Genomic DNA, 20,416 nt, shown 5'->3' on the forward strand with positions numbered 1-20,416 from the left:
ACTATTAAAACTATCTTACTTTATTTTTCCCGAATGTCAAGGGTTAGATTCGATACTAAAACCGCAGTTTGGATTTGTTATGGTGGCATGAGCGGCAGGAAAAGCAAAAATGAACGGCCTGCTACTCGATTTTAAGCACTCCCCGCTACCAGCCGTTGCGATGGAACTTAGTTTCTTCCACGCCTTTGTGGGGAGCTTTGTGTTCCGTTCCATAGCCGACGAGGGCTATCGCCAAGATCCGAACTCCCTCCGGGATACGCAAAAGAGGCGGTACCGTGCCCTCTCTTTCGGGACGGTTGGCGATTTGCAGCCATACCCCTTCGAGTCCCAGAGCCCTCGCGGCGAGCAGAAGGTTTTCCATAACGCAGGAACCATCTTCCATCCATGTGCCGTCGGTGAGTTTATGCTCTTTTTCGTAGTTTGCCACATCCACGCAGACAGCAAAAGCCAGAGGTGCTCCGGCTACCATTCGGGTGCGCTCGCTCGCCGCCCCAATCTTCGCCAGAAGCGTTTTGTCGTCGATCACCACCACATGACAGGGGCGGATGTTCATGGCGCTGGGGGCTGCGAAGGCACACTCCAAAAGCGCCTCCACTTTCTCCGGCTCCACACTCCGAGACTCAAAAGCCCGAACGCTGCGTCGGCCCAAAATAATTCGGATTGTTTCGTTATCAGTCAATAACATCTTGTTTTCTCCTCACATAAAATGATAAGCGAATAATTTATTTTATTATTTTAGTTATTTTTCAGAACAGTGCCGCTGTTGTCCTTCAGATAGACGTCATGGGCTCCTCCTTCCAGGATGCTCAGAGATGACACCAAGGTGATCCTGGCTTTTTCCTGAAACTCTGACAAGGTCAAAGCGCCGCAGTTGCACATCGTGGCCCGGATCTTGCGCAATGTGACGGAGAGGTTGTCGTGGAGATTTCCGGCGTAAGGGACGTAGGAATCCACGCCCTCCTCGAAGGAAAGTTCGCCAGTCGTTTCCCCTAAATCGTACCTCTGCCAGTTCCGCGCCCGAAGCGAACCCTCACCCCAATACTCCTTCATGTAATTGCCCCCCACAATGGCCTTGTTGCCGGGACTCTCGTCGAACCGGGCAAAGTACCGACCCAACATGCAAAAATTGCCTCCCATCGCCAAAGCCAAAGCCATGTGGTAGTCGTGCACGATTCCCCCATCAGAGCAGATGGGAATGTAGACCCCCGTCTTCTCGAAATACTCATCTCGCGCCGCGGCCACATCGATGACCGCCGTGGCCTGACCCCTTCCGATTCCCTTTGTTTCCCGCGTGATGCAGATGGAACCTCCCCCGATGCCGATTTTGACGAAATCGGCTCCAGCCTCGGCCAAGAAAAAAAACCCTTCGCGATCCACGACATTACCCGCGCCTACCTTGACTGCGTCGCCATAAACAGCGCGGATGTGCTGGAGCGCCATCTTCTGCCACTCAGTAAACCCCTCCGAGGAGTCGATGCAGAGCACGTCCGTCCCGGCTTCAATCAGTGCCGGCACCCGCTCTCGATAATCCCGCGTGTTGATCCCCGCACCTACCATGTAACGCTTGGACGCGTCCGTGAGTTCCAGCAGGTTTTCCTTGTTGGAGGTGTAGTCCTTTCGGAAGACGAAAGCGACCAGGTGGCCCGTGGCGCTCAAGATGGGCAGAGTATTCAACTTATGGGTCCATATGATGTTGTTGGCCTCCTTCAAAGACGTGCCTTCTGGGGCGTACACGATCTTGTCGATGGAGGTCATAAAAGTGTCGATACGCGTGTCCTTGTCCATGCGGGTGACGCGATAGTCCCGGCCCGTCACAATTCCGATCAGTTTCCCGTTTTGGGTTCCGTCGTCGGTGATGGCCATTGTAGAGTGTCCCGTTTTTGCCTTGAGCGTCAGAATATCGCTCAAAGTCTGATCCGGCCTCAGATTCGAGTCGCTGGTCACAAAACCCGCCTTGTAGTCCTTTACCCTCTTGACCATGGCCGCCTGAGACTCCACGGGCTGGGAGGCGTAGATAAAAGAAAGACCTCCCTCCTTCGCCAGGGCAATGGCCATTTTGTCGTCTGAAACGGACTGCATCACAGCAGAAACCAGCGGGATATTCATGGACAGTGGCGCTTCCTCGCCTCGCCGAAATTTTACGATGGGTGTTTTTAAAGACGTGTTCGCCGGTACACACTGGGATGAAGAGTAACCGGGAACCAGTAAATATTCATTGAAAGTCCGCGAGGGTTCCGGGTAATAATGAGCCATACCATTTTCTCCTTCAATTCCATTTTTTACACTCTTTATACTCTTTATATTCTTTACACTCTTCTCACTTTTCCTCCGTCCGTGGCGCGGCACAGGGTAATGTGGGGAATTTTCCCCGTTCGTTTCTGGTACCTTTCCGCGACGTAGTCGGCGAAGTCCTCTGTTTCGGCGTAGAGCAACGCCACGGCGCTGCCTCCGAATCCGCCACCAGTCATGCGGGCTCCCAGGCAAGCGGGGTGTTCCCGAGCTAAGGCGCTGATGACATCCAGCTCGAAGCAGGAAATCTGAAAATCGTATTGAAGGCTGAAATGACTTTTGTTCATGAGTTGGCCGAAAACAACGGCCTCTTTCTTTCTCAAAGCGACCGCCGCCTCCCGCACGCGCAGGTTTTCGGAGAAAATGTGACGGGCGCGGCGAAACACCGTCTCCGGCATGTCCTTCTTGTGAGCGTCTAACGCCTCCTGGGTAGCGTCTCTTAGAAGCGGTACTCCCAAGATCCGACAGGCGGTCTCGCATTGTTCGCGCCGCTCGTTGTAAGCGGACGTCGGCAGCGAATGTCGGGTGTCCGTGTCCAGCAGCGCCACCACCGTGCTTTCCGGTAGATCGAACAACTCGTGTTCCAGAGAACGGCAGTCGATCAAAAGCGCCTTATCAGCCTGGCCCAAGGCGCATATCGTCTGGTCCATGATGCCACATTTCATACCGATCCACTCGTTTTCCGCGCGTTGCCCCAGTCGCGCTACCTCCAGCTTCGGCAGGTCGTAGCCTCCCAGCTCCGCGAAGGCCAGAATAGTCGTCACCTCCAGCGCGGCAGAGGAGGAAAGCCCCGCTCCCTGGGGAACATCGCCTGTGAGAAGGCCGTCAAACCCAGACAGCGAGAGGTTTTTTTGGCGTAGGGTCCAAGCGCAGCCTTTCACGTATTCGAACCAGGGAGACGAGTCTTTTTTTAGTTCATTTCGGAGGTCCCAGCTGCATTCCTCACCGTAGTCGGCGGAGTGGACGCGCACTACACCGTCGCTCCGGCCGCGCACCGCCATCCACAGAGCTCGGTCGATGGTCATGGGGAGCACGAACCCGCCGTTGTAGTCAGTGTGCTCGCCAATGAGATTCACGCGTCCCGGTGTGCGGACGAGAAACTCCGGAGTCACCCCAAAGTGGGAGCGAAATGCCTGGATCACCTGCTTCTCGCTAATCGAATGATTAACGCTTTGGTTTATGCTTTGGTTTATGCTTTCATTTTTATTCATATTCTCAGCTCTCTCCGCGCCGTTTGTAGTGTACTGTCGAACAATCCCGCAGGCGCACCGCCGCCTGCTCTGCCGTGATGTCCCTCTGAGCCTCCGCCAGCATTTCATACCCCACCAAGAACTTGCGTACTGTGGCGGAACGTAGGAGCGGCGGGTAAAAATGCGCGTGAAGTCGCCAATGGGGGAAAAGGCTGTGAGGCTGACCGTGCCAACCCATGGAGTAAGGAAAGGAAATCTCGAAGAGATTGTCGTATCGGGTCAGGATTTTCTTTAAGATGTCTGCTAAGGCGTCTCTTTCCGGGCCGTTCAGTTCCGGCAGACTCCCAATAGTGCGCCGAGGCAGAAGCAGCAGCTCAAAAGGCCACATTGCCCACCAGGGCATGAGAGCCACCCAGTGGTCGTTTTCTTCCACGATGCGTCGCTCTTTCTTCGGGGCTTCCTTCAGCTCCTCTTCCAGATAGTCCGCCAGCAGTTGACGCCCGTGGGCGGCAAAATAACGTGCCTGTTCTTTTTCCTCTTTGGCGGGCTCGTTCGGCAAAAAGGACCCCGCCCAAATCTGCCCATGGGGATGCGGGTTGGAACACCCCATCAAGGCGCCTTTGTTCTCGAAGATCTGCACCCATTCATATTGGGCGGAGAGTTCTTCGTATTGCTCTGCCCAGAGGTTCACGACACGCCGAATGTCGGGTGGCTCCATTTCCGGCAAGGTCAGGTCATGACGGGGCGAAAAACAGATAACCCGACAGGTTCCAGAGGATGGCTCCCACCTCAATAATTTTTTCCCTGTTTTTTCTGCTTCGTGAGCTTGAATGTTTGTTAGCGGCATCAGGGCGGCAAAGTCATTGGTGAAGACAAAGGTGTGATCATAGGAGGGATTTTTCGCTCCTCCAGCTCTCTCGTTGCCGGGGCAGAGGTAGCAGGCCGGGTCATAAGACGGGCGGTTGTCAGGGGGAAGGTACTCCACTTTTCCCTGCCAAGGACGCTGTGTTCTGTGAGGCGAAACCAACACCCATTCTCCCGTCAGAAGATTAAAGCGGCGGTGGGGCTGATCCAAATAACGTACTGCCGAAATGTCAGGGTTTTCCACAGAGTTTTCCATACATAAAAATCCTCCAGACAAGTTTGCGTGGAAGTCGCAATGGCGTTTTCAACTAGGAAACGCATCCTCCGCATTTCGACCATTATAATGGAATCAGGAGGTGGCGTTCATGTATGACCTTGTTTTGAAGAGTGGAACCTTGGTGACGTCCGAGGACATTTTCGAGGGCGATCTGGCAATTCGTGACGGAAAGATCGTGGCGATAGGACAAGAGTTGGACGCGGGTGAAAGCCGCTGCCTGGACTTGGTAGAAAAAATCGTACTGCCTGGGGCAATCGATCCTCACGTGCACTTGTCGCTCTCCGTGGGAGGAACGTGCTCCTGCGACGATTTCGAAACGGGAACGAAAGCTGCGGCCTCGGGTGGGGTTACCACAATCATCGACTTCACCGTAGGCAGCCGCGAATCGACAATGCCGGACGACCTGGAGAACCGTTTAAAGACCGCGCGGGGTTCTATCGTGGACTATGCTTTTCACGCCGAGGTGGTGGGCTGGACACCCGCGCGTCTGGATGAGATGCGCGAAGTGTCGGAGATGGGGGTGCGCAGTTTCAAATTTTTTACCGCCTATGGGGCATCAGGGCGGCGCACCGATAACGGCCCCTTGCTGGAATCCATGCAACTCTTGGCCGAGATCGACGGGTTGGCCGTGGTTCACGCCGAGGACGAGAGCGTTATTCAGACACTTCTCGACCAAATGACCGACGAAGAAAAATCACACATGACCGCCCTGGGACTCTCCCGCCCCGACGTCTGCGAGGCCAGCGCCATCAACTCCGTCGCCTGGTTGGCCCAGTGCGCCGGCGCGCGCGTTCACATCATGCACCTGAGTTCTCAAATGGGCTTAGAGGAACTTTTGAAAGCTCGGAGAGACGGGGCCGAGATTACGGCGGAAACCTGCCCTCAATATTTGTTGCTGACCGACGAAGTTTACAAGAAAGAGGACGCGCGTTTTTTTTCCGCCGCTCCCGCTTTGCGGACCATCACCGACCAACAAGCTCTGTGGCGCGCCCTTTCCAAAAAAGACCTGGCTTTTCTCACCACCGACCACTGCCCTTTCACGCGGGAGCAAAAAACGTGGCAAGGGCGCTTCGATCATCTGCCCTACGGGCTTTCCGGCGTGGAACTGATGTTGCCTCTGGCCTATTCCGAGGGAGTCATGAAGGGACGGTTTTCCTTGAGCGACCTGGCGGAGTTAACCTCGACGGCGGCTGCGAAGCTCTATGGCCTTTACCCCCAGAAGGGAAGTCTTTTGCCGGGAGCAGACGCCGACGTAGCTGTCATCGACCCGAAGGCCGAGTGGACGGTGACGGCGTCCGAACTCCGCTCCAACTGCGATTTCTCCCCTTACGAGGGATTGTCTTTGCGGGGGAAGGTCTGCGCGACGCTTTCCAGGGGAGAACTGATCTATCGGGACGGAGAATTTACGGGGCATCCGGGGCGAGGCCGATTTCTCGCGCGGTGATGTGGCGATGACTTGGAGAAAAGTGGCTAATGGCCTGTTGTTCTGCGCCGGAATGTTGGCTGGTTTCGTGGCCGGGCACCTTTTCTATTTCGAACGGTACATGCCGGGATGCGCCATGTTCACCCTGACTGCCCTGTTTTTGTTTTATGCCTTGACCAACCTACACATCGGCGCGGAATATGCGGAATATGACGAAGAATTTTCCTCAACCGAGGAGCTGGACGACTTACGAAAAACTTTGGCCAACCTGGCGCTGATGGTGGCCCAAAACGCCATCGACGGCGCAAAAAACATCGGTCGCGCCATGCCTCCCACGCCGGCGGAACTCACCAGGCTGGAGGACGACCTGATGCCTCTTCTGATTGACCTGCAATCTGATCGCAAGGGGCGGGAACATATCATGCAGGAGCTCGACAAACTGCGGACGCGTTCCCGCCAAAGCGAGGGACGCCGCGCTTTAAGCGACAAGAGTTTTCGCGGACGGTAACTCGACGCGATTTTCAGTTCTTTACAAATTCCGCGCCGCGTTTTTGCATAACCTCCAAGTGAGACAGCCTCAGCACCACCGAGGCTTCCTCCCCTTGGTTATCCAGTTCCACCGTTCCGACGGCCTCGACCCAATCGTCTTGTTTAGGGGCGGGGTCGCCGTCAAAAAGAACCTGGAACCCGGCTACTCCGTCGTTGCCGCAACAACCAGGACCATAACGAATCACGTAGCGAAAAGTTTGGGTAACCTCATCGTCCAGTTTGTCCGTGTATTCCTCGTAAATGCCCTCCAGCTTCACCATCCGTCCCAGGTATTCGTCTGGGTTGAGGTAGATGTCGTTACACTGCTGAATGAACATCTTCTCCCGGATCTCGAAAATTTTTGGGTTTTCCGCGCTTTGTTCTGGGGTGGAGGCGAAGAGCGCTTGGTTGGGAAACGTGAGCGCCATAAAAGCGACTCCCACAAGCGCGATGAACAGCTCTTTTTTCGGTACGTACTTCATGAATATAACCATTCCTTTCGCTACGCTCAGGCACAGAACATGATGAAACGTACAGAGAGTGCGCTTAAGCGCTTATTTTGATATTATGCTGTTCGAGACACAGACACACTACAAAGCACGTGGAGGTGAGTGGGCATAGTGAGTGGGCACATTAACATATTCCCACGATTAAAGTTATGGGATTCTAAAATAGACAAAGACAGCCGACTGAAACCGGTCTTACGTCTTCTCCTTTAAGAGTGGATGCCCCCATAAGAGTGGATGCCCCTACTCTGAGAATATTTACAGCCACATTAATAGCCCGGTCGTGTCCGCTCCGCATCTCACCGCATCTCACGTTGATAAGCTATTAAAGGAGTTTAACATGAAAGTAGACATATGACAAGAAACCAAATACAAAACAAACGCCGCCAACGGTAGCGGTGGCGGTGCGATTCTCATCCAGTCTCATCCAACAACGGCTGAAGTCGTTGGCTTTCTCATCGCTTTATCGTAAAAACAGTATCCTGCTAAAACCCTACACAAATGTGTAATAGTCCAGATTTTTCCCTCTTCATCTTTCCCTCTTTCCCTACTTTAGGTTCATAATTAGCAAAGTTAGAAGCAACCTCCTTTATTTTTTTGTAGTACGCCTCATCGTTTCTACCTTGTTCCCTCCCTCTCTATTGTAGATCATCTGACAGAAGGGCCTTGGCCCATACGCGCACGGCTGCGTTGGGGTGGGCAAGATGAGTCTTCAGGCGCTCACGCGCCCATTCTGGGCAGGGAATGGAACGTTGTTTCATAAGGTTGAGCAAAGAGACAAGTATAACGGGTTCCTCCCGTACCAGAAGAAAGCGTAAGGTGGAGGGTGAAACAAAGGACTCTTGAGGCCACTGCCGCAGGATCAAGGCAACGCCCTTGGGGGCGGCTTTCTGGATGTATCGCTCCAGAAGGTCTTGATCCGCTTCTCGCGAGCCTGAGAGGCGCAATAAATAGACTAACAGCAACTCAGGCATCTCTGAGGCCTTGTTCACCAGATGTTTGGCCAAGGTTCTGTGATTTTCCAGATTTAAGGGGAGTAAAGAGACCAAACGGGCTGTTTTTTCGTCGATCTCCCAATTTTGCAACAGACTAAGAACCGCATCCAGAAGTTCGCGGCGATTGACCAACGTCCCCAGCCGAGAAAGGGCAAGGTGACGCACTTGGGGAATTCCGCTGGAAAGGCGAAGTGTCAAGTCCTGGGTGCTGCAACTCCGGGTTTCCTGCTCGACACGGACCAAGAGGTCTTCCAGAGCCTGTTCAGCGGAGCTCAAAATCGCCTCCACAGAGGCCTCCCGCGAGCGATGAACCTGTTCCTCCGCTTCTCGCTCCGTTTCTTTTCTACGGTCTTCCTCTAGGTGTTCTTGTACCTGTCTCTTGCGACGCCAGCTTCCCTTCCACTTCCAGCCGGACACCTTCGGTGCGGAGGGAACCTCGCTCCGTACCTCTTCGTTAAGCTCGTCTTGACTTAGATTTTTGAGAAATGTATAAGCTCCGGTGATCTGCTCGAATTTACGCGCACCCTGTTTGCCCACCACGTCCGGGTGACAGGTTCGCGCAAGACGGCGAAACGCTGCTCGGATTTCCGAGGACGTGGCATCTGGTGGCAAGCCTAAAATCTGTAAATTATGCGCTACTTTAACCGAAATACCCATCCGTTTATCCCGTGCCCCCGATGGCTTCGCCAATTACAATCCCCATTAGGATAGCGCAACTTCCAGATTTTTGACAACTGTCTCTAGAATCTCTAGCGAGGAGTCCTCGTCTTCTACATCCTCGATACAGCGCACCAGACGGTGAAGTCTGTCCAAATGCGAAGGTGAAAGAAGGATCTCCAGGGAAGTCAGGCGTAATTTCAACGCGCGAATCCGTTGCCGGGAGGAAAAATCTGAGGTCGCCTCCATATTCTCGTTCTTGGGTGAAAGAGGCGTTTCCGCAAGCGCGTTTTTGTGTTTTACGCTGAAACTGATCGAGCCTGCGGCGGAAAGGACACAGCGGAGTTCGACCTCCAAACCCTCCGTGACCTCCAACTCCAAGAGAGAGAGAACCGTTCGCTCTTCCTGGGCGTCGCCCCGCATGTCGGCTAGTTTCTGAAAAACGGGTACCTCCATCTGTCCTGATCGGAGCGGCACAAAAGTCGTCCGAGCCGTGAAGGGCACGGGTGTTCCGGCTGGAATCAAGATCTCCGGAGCGCCGTCCCGCAAAAAACCGATGTCCCCGGACAGCACGTCCAGTAGCAGCCGCTTCTTTCCCCCCTGAGTGTAGAGCGCTGCCCCCGTCGCGATGGACTCCTCCGCACAGAGGCTCAAGCGCTCAGGATGCGTCACCTCTTTCTCCAGTATCTCGCGCAAAAGAGGCATACGGCTAGACCCTCCCACAAATAACAGGTGTTCCGGCTTGTATTGTTCCCACATCTTCTGCACCACGTGCACGATACGCCTGATCGAAAAACGAACCATGCGCTCCAGGTCTTCCCGCTCGATCCGAAGACTGGGGTAACTGAAACTTCCTTTGCCCATAGCCGGAGGTGTCCAATCGCAACTTCGGCTAGAGGAAAGGGTGATTTTGATCGCCTCCGCCTCCAAGATCAACGTGCGCCAACGTGGGTCATCAGCGGGCAAAGCGCCGAATCCTAATCGCTCCTTCAGCCACTCCGCCAAAGCGAGGTCAAAATCGTAGCCGCCGATTCTGGCGCTACCCACGCTCTCCAAAACCTGCCACACCCCGCCTTCGCTTTCCACGACGGAGACGTCCACTGTTCCAGCGCCGAAGTCCAATATCAAAAAACGTCCCTCGCGCCCAAAAGCCAACGCCGCCGCCGTCGGCTCGGCTACAGTGCGGACATCCCTCAGGCCCGCCTCCTCAGCGGCCTGGGTCATGGCCTTTCTTTGAGAGAGAGAAAAACCGGCGGGGACGGCCAACACGCAGGAGGAGACAAACTGCCCTAAAAAAGCCTCGGCATCCTCTCGCAGGACACCGAGCAGTGGCGTCAGCAGGTTCTCCGCCTTATAGATCTTTCCGCCGCAGAAAGCGCGAAAGTCTCCGCCCACCTTACGTTTGAGGTCCCACCAAACGGGAGAGGGTTTTCGAAGGGATAGGCGCACGGCATCTTCCCCCACGATCCAACCTTCATCCCACCCTACCACGGACGGAGTGGACGCGCGTCCCCATCGGTTGGGAATCACCACTGGACGGTCCCCGTCCAAGACGGCACAGAGGGCGTTTCGCGTTCCCAAGTCTATCCCGATCGTCACGTTGCGATTAGCCTCCATCACTTCGACCCCCCGCTTCTCCCCACAGCTCGCCATTTAATTCTCCATTTACGCAACCCGTTATGCGAACCTGAATTTCCCGTCCCGCTTGCCTCAACACACCCCTTTCCTCTAGGACGACGGCAATGAAGTGTCGCGTATAACCTAATGCGACCTTTGAGCCCAATGCTGCCTTTACCATCGTCATTCCGGACTCTCCCGCGCCTTCTACCAGGACGGAGAGGTCACGTCCCACAAAGTGGGAGGCATAGCGCGTCAGAAGTTCTTCCCCCAGAGTCAAGGCGACCGACATCCTCTCAGAGGCGACCCGCGGAGGCACACGGCCGGGAAAAGCGGCCGCTGCCGTTCCTCGGCGAGGCGAATAAGGGAAAACATGAACACGCCCTAATTTTACTCGTCCCATCAGAGCGAGGGTGTTGCGAAAAGCCTCTTCGCTTTCGCCGGGGAACCCCACCAGAATGTCGCTGCTGATGTGCAAATCCTCGCCCAACTTCTTCCGAGCCCGCTCGCAGATCCGGGCAAAGTCATCCGCTCCATACCCGCGCCTCATCAGAGCGAGAACTTCGTCATCGCCACTCTGCAAGGGCAGATGCAGGTGTGGGCAGAAAACAGGAGAATCTGCCAGGGCTTCCAGAAGATCATCGTTCAAGGCGAAAGGCTCCAATGAACCCAAACGCAGCCGCGTCAGATCCGGCACGCGAGAAACGCGGCGCACTAATTCGGCCAAAACCGTCCCACTGTCCCGCCCGTACATTCCCAAGTGGATACCCGTCAGAACGATTTCCCCACATCCGGCTGCCGTTACGCGCCGCGCTTCCTCTAAAGCATCCTCCAGGGGACGGCTGATCGAACGCCCTCGTAAAAAAGGAATGACACAGTACGAGCAAAAGTGGTCACATCCCTCCTGTACCTTCAAGAAAGCTCGAGTACGAAGAATAGGATGATCCAGCTTCAAAGGGTCCCAGCAGCTGGCCGGGCTTTCCGTTATATCTCCCCTCATGTCGACAAAGTCCGGTGCCTCTAGCGCGGCCTCCAACGCATCGGGCAGGGCACTTTTTCGGCGATTTCCTGCGAGTATGTCAATGCCCAAATCACGGGCTTCCGTCGCGTCTAATCCTTGCGCCCAGCAGCCGCACACGACCACGACCCCGCCTTTTCCCACCTCTCGCCTTGCCCTGCGGACCGCTTGACGACATTTTTTGTCTGCTACGGATGTGACCGAACAACTGATAATGATGGCGACACTGCACCCCTGCGGTCTGTCCGCGATCCGAGCTCCACGAGCGGCCAACTCCCCCGCCAGAGCATCTCCATCGTAGAGGTTCGACCGGCAGCCCAGAACGCACACCCAGACCTTTAGACCACGAAGACCCACGTCGAGGGGTGTTTCCCGCTCCGTCAAGTTCTTCTCGCCACGCAGCCCCACCAGTCCTCTTGCGTCAACTCGGCCAAAAGAGACAGCTTTGCCGCGACAAGGGCGGACAGGAAGGAGGGACGCTCCGACACCGTCATTCCTGTGAAGATCGTTATCCCCGATGGGTTCAACACGCGGGGCACATCCTTCAGAAGCCTCAGGTTCGGATCCAGAAGGATGTTGGCCATCAGAACATCGGCTCGGCTCTCCAGACCCTCCACAAGGTTTCCGGTTTGCAGGTTACAAGCGCTGGAGGGCAGTCCGTTCAGGTCCATATTGCGGCGCGCCTCGGAGATCGCCGTGGGGTCAATGTCGCGGGCCGTGGCCTTGAGTGCGCCCAGCTTCAATGCCGCGATAAAGAGCACCCCTGATCCCGTCCCCACATCCATCACCGTGTCGCCGGCTTTGATGAAACGCTCCACCAAAGAAAGAGCGATCTGAGTGCTCTCGTGGTAGCCCGTGCCGAAGGCCGAGCCAGGGTAAATATAGAGGGGCGTTTTCCCGGCGGGCTCTTTTCCTCTGTGCCAGGGGGCCATAACCACGAGGTTCACGCCCACGGAAAAAGGCGGAAAGGCATCCAGATGTTGTTTTTGCCAATCCTGGTTTTCAACCTTGGCGTGAGAACGAACGCGAACACCAGGAAAATTCGGTAACAACGCGTCTAGGACAGAAAGCCAATGAAAGAGGTCTTGCGAGCTGAGATAGGTCCCCCGCAGAACCATCTTCTCTTTTTCTCCGAAGATTTCCGCCCCGATGCTTCCAGAAAGGTCCGCCACCGTAGAGAGGGTCTCCTCTACTTCTGCTTCCGCCCCCTCCGCCTCTAGCTCTATGCTCCACCAGAAATTGCTGTCGTCCGCTTTTTCCGAAAGTCCCAAGAGATTCACCCTTCCAACGACGCGTTTTTCACAGTTTTAATTGCGGTCGCGCGTACAACCATTTAAATTTTACATCGTTTTCAATTTTGTGTCGTAAGCGCGTTTCATCAGAACGGCGCACAACATCAGAGTCACCGCCTCGGTGGCGGGGAACGCCCACCATATGACGTTCACAACACCTGTGAAAGACAACAACCACGCGATGGGTAACAGCAAGAACAACTGCCGGGATGTAGCCACGAACAGACTGTATAAACCGTTACCGAGGGCCTGAAAAACCGACAGGAAGATGATGCAAAACGCCGCGAATAGGTAGTGGAGGCTGATGATCCGCAAGGCAGGGACGCCCAGGTTAAACATGTCCTCGGTGGCGTTGAACATCATGAGCAATTTGTCCGGGAAGATCTGAAAAACCGCCGTGCCCAACGTCATGATACCTAATGCGTACATCAGGCTCAACTTAATCGTTTCGATGATGCGCTCTTTTTTCCGAGCCCCCAGGTTGTAGGCTAGGATAGGCACCATCCCGTTGTTCAGTCCAAAAATCGGCATGAATACGAAACTTTGGAGTTTGAAATAGACGCCGAACACCGCCGCCGCCGTGGCCGTGAAGGAAATCAGAATGCTGTTGAGCCCATAGGTCATAACCGACCCCAGAGAACTCATCAAAATAGAAGGGAAGCCCACAACGTAGATTTTCTTTACGATTTCGATACTGGGTCGGAATCCTTTCAGCGAAAACTCAATCTCTTTGTTTTTCCGGAGGTTGAAGTAAAGGGCGAGACAAGCGCCTGTGGTCTGCCCAATAACCGTGGCGAGAGCGGCCCCAGCCACCCCCATTTTTGGAAACCCCAGTAGGCCGAAAATCATGATGGGGTCCAGGATAATATTGGTAAGAGCTCCGACCGTCTGAGAAATCATTGAATAAAAAGTCTTTCCAGTGGACATCAGCAATCGTTCCAAGGTGATTTGATTGAATGCCCCAAATGAAAAAATGCAAATAACGGACAGGTATTCTTCTCCGTATTGCACGATCTCCGGGATGTCGGTTTGAGCGCGAAAAAACGTTTTGACACCGAAAAAACCAAACAGAGTAAAGAGGGCGCAACTCACCCACGCCAGGAAAATGCCGTTCATGGCCGTTTTATTGACGACATCGAAATTTTTCTCCCCAAGGCTTTTCGAGAGAAAGGCGTTGACGCCCACGCCGGTTCCGACGGCAACTCCGATAGTCAGCATCTGAATGGGAAACGCCAACGACACGCCAGTCAGAGCGTTTTCCCCCATTTGCGCGACAAAAATACTATCCACTACATTGTAAAGGGCCTGCACCAACATGGCGGCCACCATCGGGATCGACATGGAGAGCAGAAGTCTGTGAATGGACATCACGCCCATTTTGTTCTCTGGGTGTCCTCTGGAGGTTTGAATATTCTTGCCGTTTTGGGGCATTGTTACACTATCGTTTTTCATGGTTGTCGCTCCTTCGTGCCAAACTAGTCCGGCGTTGACGCCGGGAACGGGATTGGTCCTTGCAGCTAACCTGAAAAACCGATCAAAGTGCGAGAGGAAAATACCCGTTAACGACAAGAAGTTTATGCCACAACACGAAAGAATGCAAGCGACACAAAAACGGAAGTTTTCAATACAAAAACAGAAGTTTTCAATCTCCTCAATTGAGTTTAAATCCCAATTTTTTGATGAAGTTCTTAAAACCATTGGGGTTGCGAGTTTGTATCAGGACAATGCCGGGGCCTTTGAATTTGCAGACAAGACACTCACCGGACATAAAGCTGCTCGCCCAGCCATTGGAAGCCTTAGTGATTTCGTACCGCATATAGTCTGCCCACGCTACAAGATGCCCGTTGTCGATGACGATTTCTTCATCGAGTTCGAGATTGATGGCGTGTATTGCTCCATAGCTGCCTAGGAATACGGTACCCTTGCCGGACACATTCAGAATGAAGAATCCCTCTCCGCTGAATAGACCTGCCATAAGGTTTTGTGTCTTCGTGTCAATCTCCACACCATCGCTTGAAGCGAGAAAACCGTCTTTCTGAACTCGCAAACCATAAGAACCGTCGAGGTCAATATCAATAATTCCTCCCGGTTGCGAGTGGGCAAACAGCACCTCGCCAGGGCCTCGATTCGCGGTCAGGTACTGGAAAAAAAACTTCTCTCCGCCAAGCATACGCGTCAAACCGCGCATTATACCGCCCTCCGTACCGCCAGTCACGTCAATCGTTGCTGACATTGCTATCATCGCATCGGCTTCGGCTTTTAGCCGTTCGCCCTGACACAGTTTATAACGCACCATCGGGAAAGCGTCCTGATATAATATCTCGTATTTTTCGCTTGAATTGTACAACGCGTATCCTCCTGTCAGTCATTGGGATTTTTCAAATGAAATATCATTTAAAAAATCTGAGAGTGTTGTCGAAATAATGATATTTTCAATTAGAGTCTTTGCAGCGCAATGATTTCCATGAATAATAATACACGCGATAAAATTTCAGGTGATACATAGGTTTGTTACGAAATGATCATTATTTGAGCAACACTCTCAAATTTTATTCCGTACGAACTGTTTCATGCTCTTGATAGGGTGTATTAGTTATAACTATAACGCGTCGTTTTTCGTACCGTAGGCGGAATGCTTATTCCGAAGCCAGTCACTTACGCCCCGCTGTCCAGAGGAATCCCCAGTCGAACGCTCTATCCATATCCTGCTGACTGTCAAAGAAACGAATTAACTTCTCTAACGAAATGTTGCCGCCGTCATTCTTGATTTCGGCAATTGCGCACATTTTCTGAGAAATGCTGTATTCGTCCATGCGAACAATCAGGTCGTCACCACCGGGATATTTAACTGTTACGACACCATTGGCTTGTTGCCAATTGGCAACGCCTTCGTAGATGAACGTATAGATAAGCATACGCTTTATGTCGCCAAGATGCCGTCCGCTTACGCGAATGTTCTCGCCACCGCTCGACGTGCCAGAACGGTCGTCGCTGTCGAGCGCAACATACGGTGGGGTCTGCAAACTGCCAAACGAGTTGCCGAGAGCCTGTACTACGTGTGGTGCTCCGTCAGTCAGTTCGACGAACGCGCCCAAGTCAAGGTCTATCGACTGTATTTTCGTACCGCCAAAGAATCTTTTTTTAGAGACGCCCTGTGTCCAGTTGAGATTGATAACTATCTCGCCGGACACGGCAGATTTCGACAGATTCACTTTCTGTCCTTTGTTAAGTTCTACTGCCATTGTTTTATCACTCCTTGCGTGAGTTCGGACGGTCACGAACTTTTCTTGAACACGGGGGGATAGGTTATACCATCCCCCTGGTTACAATCCCCCTGGTTAAATTATACGTTTACACCGAAATTGCGGCACAGCGCGGCAAGACCGCCCGCAAAGCCGCTGCCGATGGCATTAAACTTCCACTCGGTCCCACTGCGGTAGATTTCCGCGACGACGACCGCCGTTTCAATGGAGTAATCCTCACCGAGGTCGTAACGGATAAGTTCCTGTCCGTTGACTTCGTTAATTACGCGGATAAACGCGTTGGACACCATACCGAAATTCTGACGACGTTTTTCCGCGTCGTAAATTGTGACCGTGAAATCAATCTTTGAGATTTCTGCAGGGATTTTCGACAGGTCTACCTTGATAATCTCGTCGTCGCCTTGGCCTTGACCTGTGAGGTTGTCGCCAGTGTGTTCAACCGCTCCGCTCGGACATTCTAGATTACTGTAAAATACGAAGTCGGAATCAGAGTTGACCTTTCCGTTGTCGCCAAGCAAGAACGCAGCAGCATCTAAATCGAAATCTACACCTCCGTCATACTTGTTCGTGTCCCACCCCAGACCGATAAAAATCTTACTTAGTCCAGAGTTGCCTTTGGTCAGATCAACTTTCTGACCTTTCTGCAATGAAATTGCCATTATTCTTTTCCGATCCTTTCAGCGTACTAATATCCACTTATAGCTAGCAGATACTTTTCGCATAGTATTCCTTTGAATATGAAGTCAAAGGAAAAGCTAAATCTCACAAGGCTCGTAGAAATTCCGAAATATTCCACAAGCGCCGTTTGGGAACGCGTATGAACCATCTACCAGACTCCAGAATTAATCGTAAATTCTGCTTTCATCGGCCACCTCCTTATTGTGGAAACGCGCGGCCCTATTACCTACGCCGCTTGATACTCCGTATATTTCAGCATAACATATTGTAGCATTTTGTAAATGGAGATATTAAATGGAGATATAAATAACTCAGCTTTTATATCTGGAAAGATGCTGGACAGGCATTCCTCTCCGTACTCCACAGAATGCAACGACGCGGAAGCGGAAGTTTTCAATAAAAGATACAAAAAAAGAGATACAAAAAATACGAGAGTGTTGCTCAAATAACGATTGTTTTTTGGCAAACCCATGTATAACCTGGATTTTTATCGCGTGTATCATTATGAGTAGAAATCACTGCGTTGCAAAAATTTTAATTGAAAAATCATTATTTCGACAATACTCTCAAAATACAAGGCAGGCCGCCGCGGTATTACGTCGCCCTACCTTGCACAATCTAGTATCAGGGTATACCCTCGGTTCCGGGGCTTGGGCCTTATTTCCCTAGCATCATCAAGCAAATGGGGTAGTCTTCTTTTGGTAACGAAAGTGCTCTCTCGATCTCTTCCAGATTCATAGAGTGGATATAGCGGGCGCCTATTTCGAGGCCCGCGGCAGCTAAGTAGATATCCTGGGTCATGGCGCCAGCGGCCACGTTCGCGAACTCCGTTCCGTCTCGCTCATTAAAATTGTCCGCCAGAACCTTTCCCTCCGCTACCACCACTAAAATGCAGGGAGCAGTTTTGACGAAATTTTGTGAACCCACCTTCGCTCTGACGTTTTCCTTTGAGACTTCTCTCAAACTATGGCTTTTCCAATCATATAGGAAGATCCCCTCATCCAGCAGTACGTAGACCCGGCAATAGGGCTCCAGCCCCATTGACATGGGCACCGTCCAGCCTTTTTCCCCGCGATTCAGCCCCGTGGCGGCCCAGAGGATTGTGGAAAGCTCTTCCGGTTCCAGCGGCGCGATGGGGAAATCCACTCCCGGAGCGGAGACACGTTTCTTAAAGGCCTCAAAAACACTCATTCCGCCCTCAGTTTGGGGTGGAGGCAACTGAATATCCGCATAGGCGGTGGCGGCAGAAAGCAGCATCAGCAATAACACGCAATACTTCAGTATAGATCTCATCGTGATCACTCCGATCCTTTCAGAGTACTAATATCTACTTATAACGAGTGGATACACGTTTCGCATAGTATTTCTTTGACTATGAAGCTAAAGAAAAAGCTGAATATCGCAAAGCTCGTGAAAATATTCCTCAAGCGCCGTTGTAGTACCAATCTACAACAATACTTTTCTCGCAGTAGAAACACATGGTCTCTACACGCAAACCTTCAGATGCCCGGGGCAATAACCACCACACGGCCTTGGTTTTCGGCTTCAACATCAGGCAGTTATTGGAACGCGTATGAACCATCTACTGAACCATCTACCAGACTCCAGAATTAATCGTAAATTCCGCCTTCATCGACCCACCTCCTTATCGTCGAAACGTATAACCCTGTTATCTACGCCGCTTGGTGCGCTATACATAATTTTGCTATAACACATTATGACACTGTGTTATAGCTTATTTAGGTACTGTGTGCAACCTTCGCAAAAATCGGCGCAAGTCTTTTTGATTTAACCTTTACTTTATAACCTAACCCTTCAACTTTGAAGCAAATCCTCAAATTTGAAGCAAATCCTCAAATTACCTCTTTAGAATACACCCGATATTGGAATTTGGCAAATCAAACAAGCATAGTAGAATAACTAAAAAAGTAGGTAAAACATAATTCGCGTTCTTAGCTTAGTTTCTTCATCAACGACTTCGGTCTTCTTGATGCACCTATACCTCACTTCGAAATTATGTTATACTTAACTATCTAAACACTGTGATAATATATTAAATCAAAATATAAACTTCGCATCGAGGATAGGAAAATGACAGATAACGATAATGAACAAATAATGAACAAATGATGAACAACGAGCTTCGTATTTTCAAAAAACGGATAGAAAACGGCCTGGAGTCCGTTTTTCACCGCTATGATTACGCCTTCATAGCTACCTCTTTCAAGGCTTTCGGGCGCACGCTGGACAAAGGGACGACAGTCGATCCGCGGCTCTTTGCGGCTCTTCACGGCTCTTCACAAAGAGCGCGCTTTGAATTTGCGTTTAATTTGAGATGTATTTAATTTAAGATATTTAATCTGAACGGAGGGTCATGACAATGATTGGAATCATCGACTACGGAATGGGTAACTTGAAGAGCGTAGAAAACGCTTTCTGTAAGCTCGGTTTCGAGGTTTTCGTCACCGCAAAACCCAACGAGTTGGACCGGGCTGACAGAATCGTGTTGTCCGGTACGGGAGCCTTTGAGGGGGCTATCCAGGCTTTGCGAAGCCAGGGCTGGGTCAAAAAAATCAAAACGGCGATCCGTCGGGGGAAACCTTTTTTAGGGATATCTCTCGGTATGCAGCTTCTGTTCGAGACCAGCGAGGAGAATGGAACCCATGAAGGGTTGGGGATTTTTCCTGGAAAAGTGACTCGAATCCCTAACTTGAAGATCCCTCATATGGGCTGGAATCGGTTGGAGATTCGCAAGGAAAGCGACATTTTCAGCGTTCGAGACTCGAACGACAATTATGTATACTTCGCGCACTCCTATCGGGCGGAAGCCGACCCCGCTTATGTGTCCGCGTCCACCTTTTATGGCACGGATCTGACGGCAGCGGTGGAGCGGGATAACGTTTACGCGTTGCAGTTCCATCCTGAAAAAAGCGGACCCACGGGCATAGAGATTTTGAAGAGATTCGCCCTGGTTCAACCCAAATCCCTAAGGCGTGTCGTCTCACTACGGAAACCCACTTATGGGGCGGCGTTGTTTTTCGGAAGCTACTACGGTGGGTACGTTGATTCTTTTCCCCGCCATTGACGTGAAAGACGGTCGCTGTGTGCGGCTGAAGCATGGCGACTTCTGGAGGGAGGTGATTTTTGCCGAGGATCCCGCCGCCCAAACCGTCAAGTGGAAAACGTCAAGTGGAAAAAAGCCGGCGCCTCTTTCATTCACGTAGCGGACCTCGATAACTATAGCCGTTAGCGGAGATCACCATCGTCGCTAAAAATCCGAGCAGGAAAATAGCGAGGAAGATTTCTTATGGTATACAAATCGGCAAACCAAGACCGATGGCTAACCTCGATCATCTGCTAAACAAACTTTTCCAATTTTTCGCGCGAACCGTTATACTGACAAAGGCGAGCTGATGTCTTTGGAGGTAAAGCCTCAAAAATTATCGGGGATAATACATAGTATATGCATAAGCTATTACAAAGCACGGTAGTGTGTTGAGGTGAAATTCTATACGGTGTATCGAGCGGCGTAGGTAACAGGGTTGCGCGTTTTCAACAACTTTCAACAACTTTTAACAACCAACAACTTTTACAACCAACAACTTTCAACAACAAGGAGGTGGGTCGATGAAGGCAGAATTTACGATTGATTCTGGAGTCTGGTAGATGGTTCTTCATACGCGTTCCAACGCGTTCCAATAGCTGCTAATGTTGTAGCCGAAAATCAAGACCGCATAATAGTTATTGCCCCGGGCATCCGAACGTTTGCGTGTAGAGACCGCATGCCTCTACTATGATGAAATGTTGATGAAATAATGT

General features: G+C 51.9%; 19 protein-coding genes. 4 read left to right on the forward strand and 15 right to left on the reverse strand.

The annotated features are described in order from the left end of the window. Positions 1-145: 145 nt before the first annotated feature. Genes LBJ36_07280 through LBJ36_07295 form a run of 4 tightly spaced genes read right to left on the reverse strand, consistent with a single transcriptional unit; the run spans position 146 to position 4,599 of the window. Positions 146-685 carry a nitroreductase family protein gene (locus tag LBJ36_07280; GenBank protein MDR1378840.1) on the reverse strand — a complete coding sequence of 180 codons (540 nt, stop codon included), beginning with the start codon at positions 683-685 and terminating at the stop codon, positions 146-148. Between the two features lie 50 nt (positions 686-735). Then, positions 736-2,253 carry an IMP dehydrogenase gene (locus LBJ36_07285; GenBank protein ID MDR1378841.1) on the reverse strand — a complete coding sequence of 506 codons (1,518 nt, stop codon included), beginning with the start codon at positions 2,251-2,253 and terminating at the stop codon, positions 736-738. Between the two features lie 53 nt (positions 2,254-2,306). After that, positions 2,307-3,500 (reverse strand): galactokinase, encoded by a 1,194-nt coding sequence (gene galK, locus LBJ36_07290; GenBank protein ID MDR1378842.1) that lies wholly within the window; start codon positions 3,498-3,500, stop codon positions 2,307-2,309. A 4-nt stretch (positions 3,501-3,504) separates the two neighbouring features. Further along, on the reverse strand, positions 3,505-4,599 hold the full coding sequence (locus LBJ36_07295; protein MDR1378843.1) for a UDP-glucose--hexose-1-phosphate uridylyltransferase: 1,095 nt from the start codon (positions 4,597-4,599) through the stop codon (positions 3,505-3,507). A 109-nt stretch (positions 4,600-4,708) separates the two neighbouring features. On the opposite strand from LBJ36_07295, the gene hydA reads away from it, so the two are divergent. Continuing rightward, on the forward strand, positions 4,709-6,064 hold the full coding sequence (gene hydA / locus LBJ36_07300; protein ID MDR1378844.1) for a dihydropyrimidinase: 1,356 nt from the start codon (positions 4,709-4,711) through the stop codon (positions 6,062-6,064). 7 nt (positions 6,065-6,071) lie between these two features. Further along, positions 6,072-6,551, forward strand: a complete 480-nt coding sequence (locus LBJ36_07305) for a hypothetical protein (protein MDR1378845.1) — start codon at positions 6,072-6,074, stop codon at positions 6,549-6,551. A gap of 13 nt (positions 6,552-6,564) precedes the next feature. On the opposite strand, the gene LBJ36_07310 is transcribed toward LBJ36_07305, so the two are convergent. The 11 genes from LBJ36_07310 to LBJ36_07360 all read right to left on the reverse strand — a co-directional run bounded on the left by LBJ36_07310 (position 6,565) and on the right by LBJ36_07360 (position 18,179). Then, the gene (locus LBJ36_07310; GenBank protein ID MDR1378846.1) at positions 6,565-7,053 is read right to left on the reverse strand and encodes a hypothetical protein; all 489 of its coding nucleotides are present in this window, start codon (positions 7,051-7,053) and stop codon (positions 6,565-6,567) included. Positions 7,054-7,715: 662 nt separating this feature from the next. After that, complete coding sequence (locus LBJ36_07315) at positions 7,716-8,729, reverse strand: DnaJ domain-containing protein (protein MDR1378847.1); 1,014 nt, start codon at positions 8,727-8,729, stop codon at positions 7,716-7,718. 45 nt (positions 8,730-8,774) lie between these two features. Further along, positions 8,775-10,382, reverse strand: a complete 1,608-nt coding sequence (locus LBJ36_07320; protein ID MDR1378848.1) for an Hsp70 family protein — start codon at positions 10,380-10,382, stop codon at positions 8,775-8,777. Beyond that, positions 10,336-11,772, reverse strand: a complete 1,437-nt coding sequence (locus tag LBJ36_07325; protein MDR1378849.1) for a MiaB/RimO family radical SAM methylthiotransferase — start codon at positions 11,770-11,772, stop codon at positions 10,336-10,338. Before LBJ36_07325 ends, LBJ36_07320 begins: the two co-directional genes overlap by 47 nt. Further along, positions 11,745-12,635, reverse strand: coding sequence for a 50S ribosomal protein L11 methyltransferase (locus tag LBJ36_07330; GenBank protein ID MDR1378850.1), 891 nt, complete (start codon positions 12,633-12,635; stop codon positions 11,745-11,747). The genes LBJ36_07325 and LBJ36_07330 overlap by 28 nt, the downstream gene beginning before the upstream one ends. A 69-nt stretch (positions 12,636-12,704) precedes the next feature. Beyond that, positions 12,705-14,108, reverse strand: a complete 1,404-nt coding sequence (locus LBJ36_07335; GenBank protein MDR1378851.1) for an MATE family efflux transporter — start codon at positions 14,106-14,108, stop codon at positions 12,705-12,707. Between the two features lie 199 nt (positions 14,109-14,307). Then, positions 14,308-15,003, reverse strand: a complete 696-nt coding sequence (locus LBJ36_07340; protein ID MDR1378852.1) for a TIGR00266 family protein — start codon at positions 15,001-15,003, stop codon at positions 14,308-14,310. A 304-nt stretch (positions 15,004-15,307) separates the two neighbouring features. Further along, on the reverse strand, positions 15,308-15,898 hold the full coding sequence (locus tag LBJ36_07345) for a hypothetical protein (protein ID MDR1378853.1): 591 nt from the start codon (positions 15,896-15,898) through the stop codon (positions 15,308-15,310). A 101-nt stretch (positions 15,899-15,999) separates the two neighbouring features. Further along, the gene (locus LBJ36_07350) at positions 16,000-16,578 is read right to left on the reverse strand and encodes a TerD family protein (GenBank protein MDR1378854.1); all 579 of its coding nucleotides are present in this window, start codon (positions 16,576-16,578) and stop codon (positions 16,000-16,002) included. Between the two features lie 676 nt (positions 16,579-17,254). After that, a complete protein-coding gene (locus LBJ36_07355; protein MDR1378855.1) occupies positions 17,255-17,890 on the reverse strand; it encodes a nitroreductase family protein in 636 nt (211 codons plus the stop codon). A gap of 130 nt (positions 17,891-18,020) precedes the next feature. Next, positions 18,021-18,179 (reverse strand): hypothetical protein, encoded by a 159-nt coding sequence (locus LBJ36_07360; GenBank protein ID MDR1378856.1) that lies wholly within the window; start codon positions 18,177-18,179, stop codon positions 18,021-18,023. Between the two features lie 798 nt (positions 18,180-18,977). Between LBJ36_07360 and hisH the strand changes: the two genes are divergently transcribed. Together hisH and LBJ36_07370 are read left to right on the forward strand one after the other, a co-directional pair. Beyond that, the gene (hisH, locus tag LBJ36_07365; protein MDR1378857.1) at positions 18,978-19,682 is read left to right on the forward strand and encodes an imidazole glycerol phosphate synthase subunit HisH; all 705 of its coding nucleotides are present in this window, start codon (positions 18,978-18,980) and stop codon (positions 19,680-19,682) included. After that, on the forward strand, positions 19,651-19,821 hold the full coding sequence (locus tag LBJ36_07370) for a hypothetical protein (GenBank protein MDR1378858.1): 171 nt from the start codon (positions 19,651-19,653) through the stop codon (positions 19,819-19,821). The genes hisH and LBJ36_07370 overlap by 32 nt, the downstream gene beginning before the upstream one ends. Positions 19,822-20,416: the final 595 nt, after the last annotated feature.

The organism is Synergistaceae bacterium (genome assembly GCA_031267575.1).
Taxonomy (GTDB): domain Bacteria; phylum Synergistota; class Synergistia; order Synergistales; family Aminobacteriaceae; genus JAIRYN01.

Coding starts and splice junctions, on each gene's coding strand:
- LBJ36_07280 (MDR1378840.1), bottom strand. CDS start 685: ATGTTATTGACTGATAACGAAACAATCCGAATTATTTTGGGCCGACGC.
- LBJ36_07285 (MDR1378841.1), bottom strand. CDS start 2,253: ATGGCTCATTATTACCCGGAACCCTCGCGGACTTTCAATGAATATTTA.
- galK (MDR1378842.1), bottom strand. CDS start 3,500: ATGAATAAAAATGAAAGCATAAACCAAAGCATAAACCAAAGCGTTAAT.
- LBJ36_07295 (MDR1378843.1), bottom strand. CDS start 4,599: ATGGAAAACTCTGTGGAAAACCCTGACATTTCGGCAGTACGTTATTTG.
- hydA (MDR1378844.1), top strand. CDS start 4,709: ATGTATGACCTTGTTTTGAAGAGTGGAACCTTGGTGACGTCCGAGGAC.
- LBJ36_07305 (MDR1378845.1), top strand. CDS start 6,072: ATGACTTGGAGAAAAGTGGCTAATGGCCTGTTGTTCTGCGCCGGAATG.
- LBJ36_07310 (MDR1378846.1), bottom strand. CDS start 7,053: ATGAAGTACGTACCGAAAAAAGAGCTGTTCATCGCGCTTGTGGGAGTC.
- LBJ36_07315 (MDR1378847.1), bottom strand. CDS start 8,729: ATGGGTATTTCGGTTAAAGTAGCGCATAATTTACAGATTTTAGGCTTG.
- LBJ36_07320 (MDR1378848.1), bottom strand. CDS start 10,382: ATGGCGAGCTGTGGGGAGAAGCGGGGGGTCGAAGTGATGGAGGCTAAT.
- LBJ36_07335 (MDR1378851.1), bottom strand. CDS start 14,108: ATGAAAAACGATAGTGTAACAATGCCCCAAAACGGCAAGAATATTCAA.
- LBJ36_07345 (MDR1378853.1), bottom strand. CDS start 15,898: ATGGCAGTAGAACTTAACAAAGGACAGAAAGTGAATCTGTCGAAATCT.
- LBJ36_07350 (MDR1378854.1), bottom strand. CDS start 16,578: ATGGCAATTTCATTGCAGAAAGGTCAGAAAGTTGATCTGACCAAAGGC.
- LBJ36_07355 (MDR1378855.1), bottom strand. CDS start 17,890: ATGAGATCTATACTGAAGTATTGCGTGTTATTGCTGATGCTGCTTTCT.
- LBJ36_07360 (MDR1378856.1), bottom strand. CDS start 18,179: ATGGTTCATACGCGTTCCAATAACTGCCTGATGTTGAAGCCGAAAACC.
- hisH (MDR1378857.1), top strand. CDS start 18,978: ATGATTGGAATCATCGACTACGGAATGGGTAACTTGAAGAGCGTAGAA.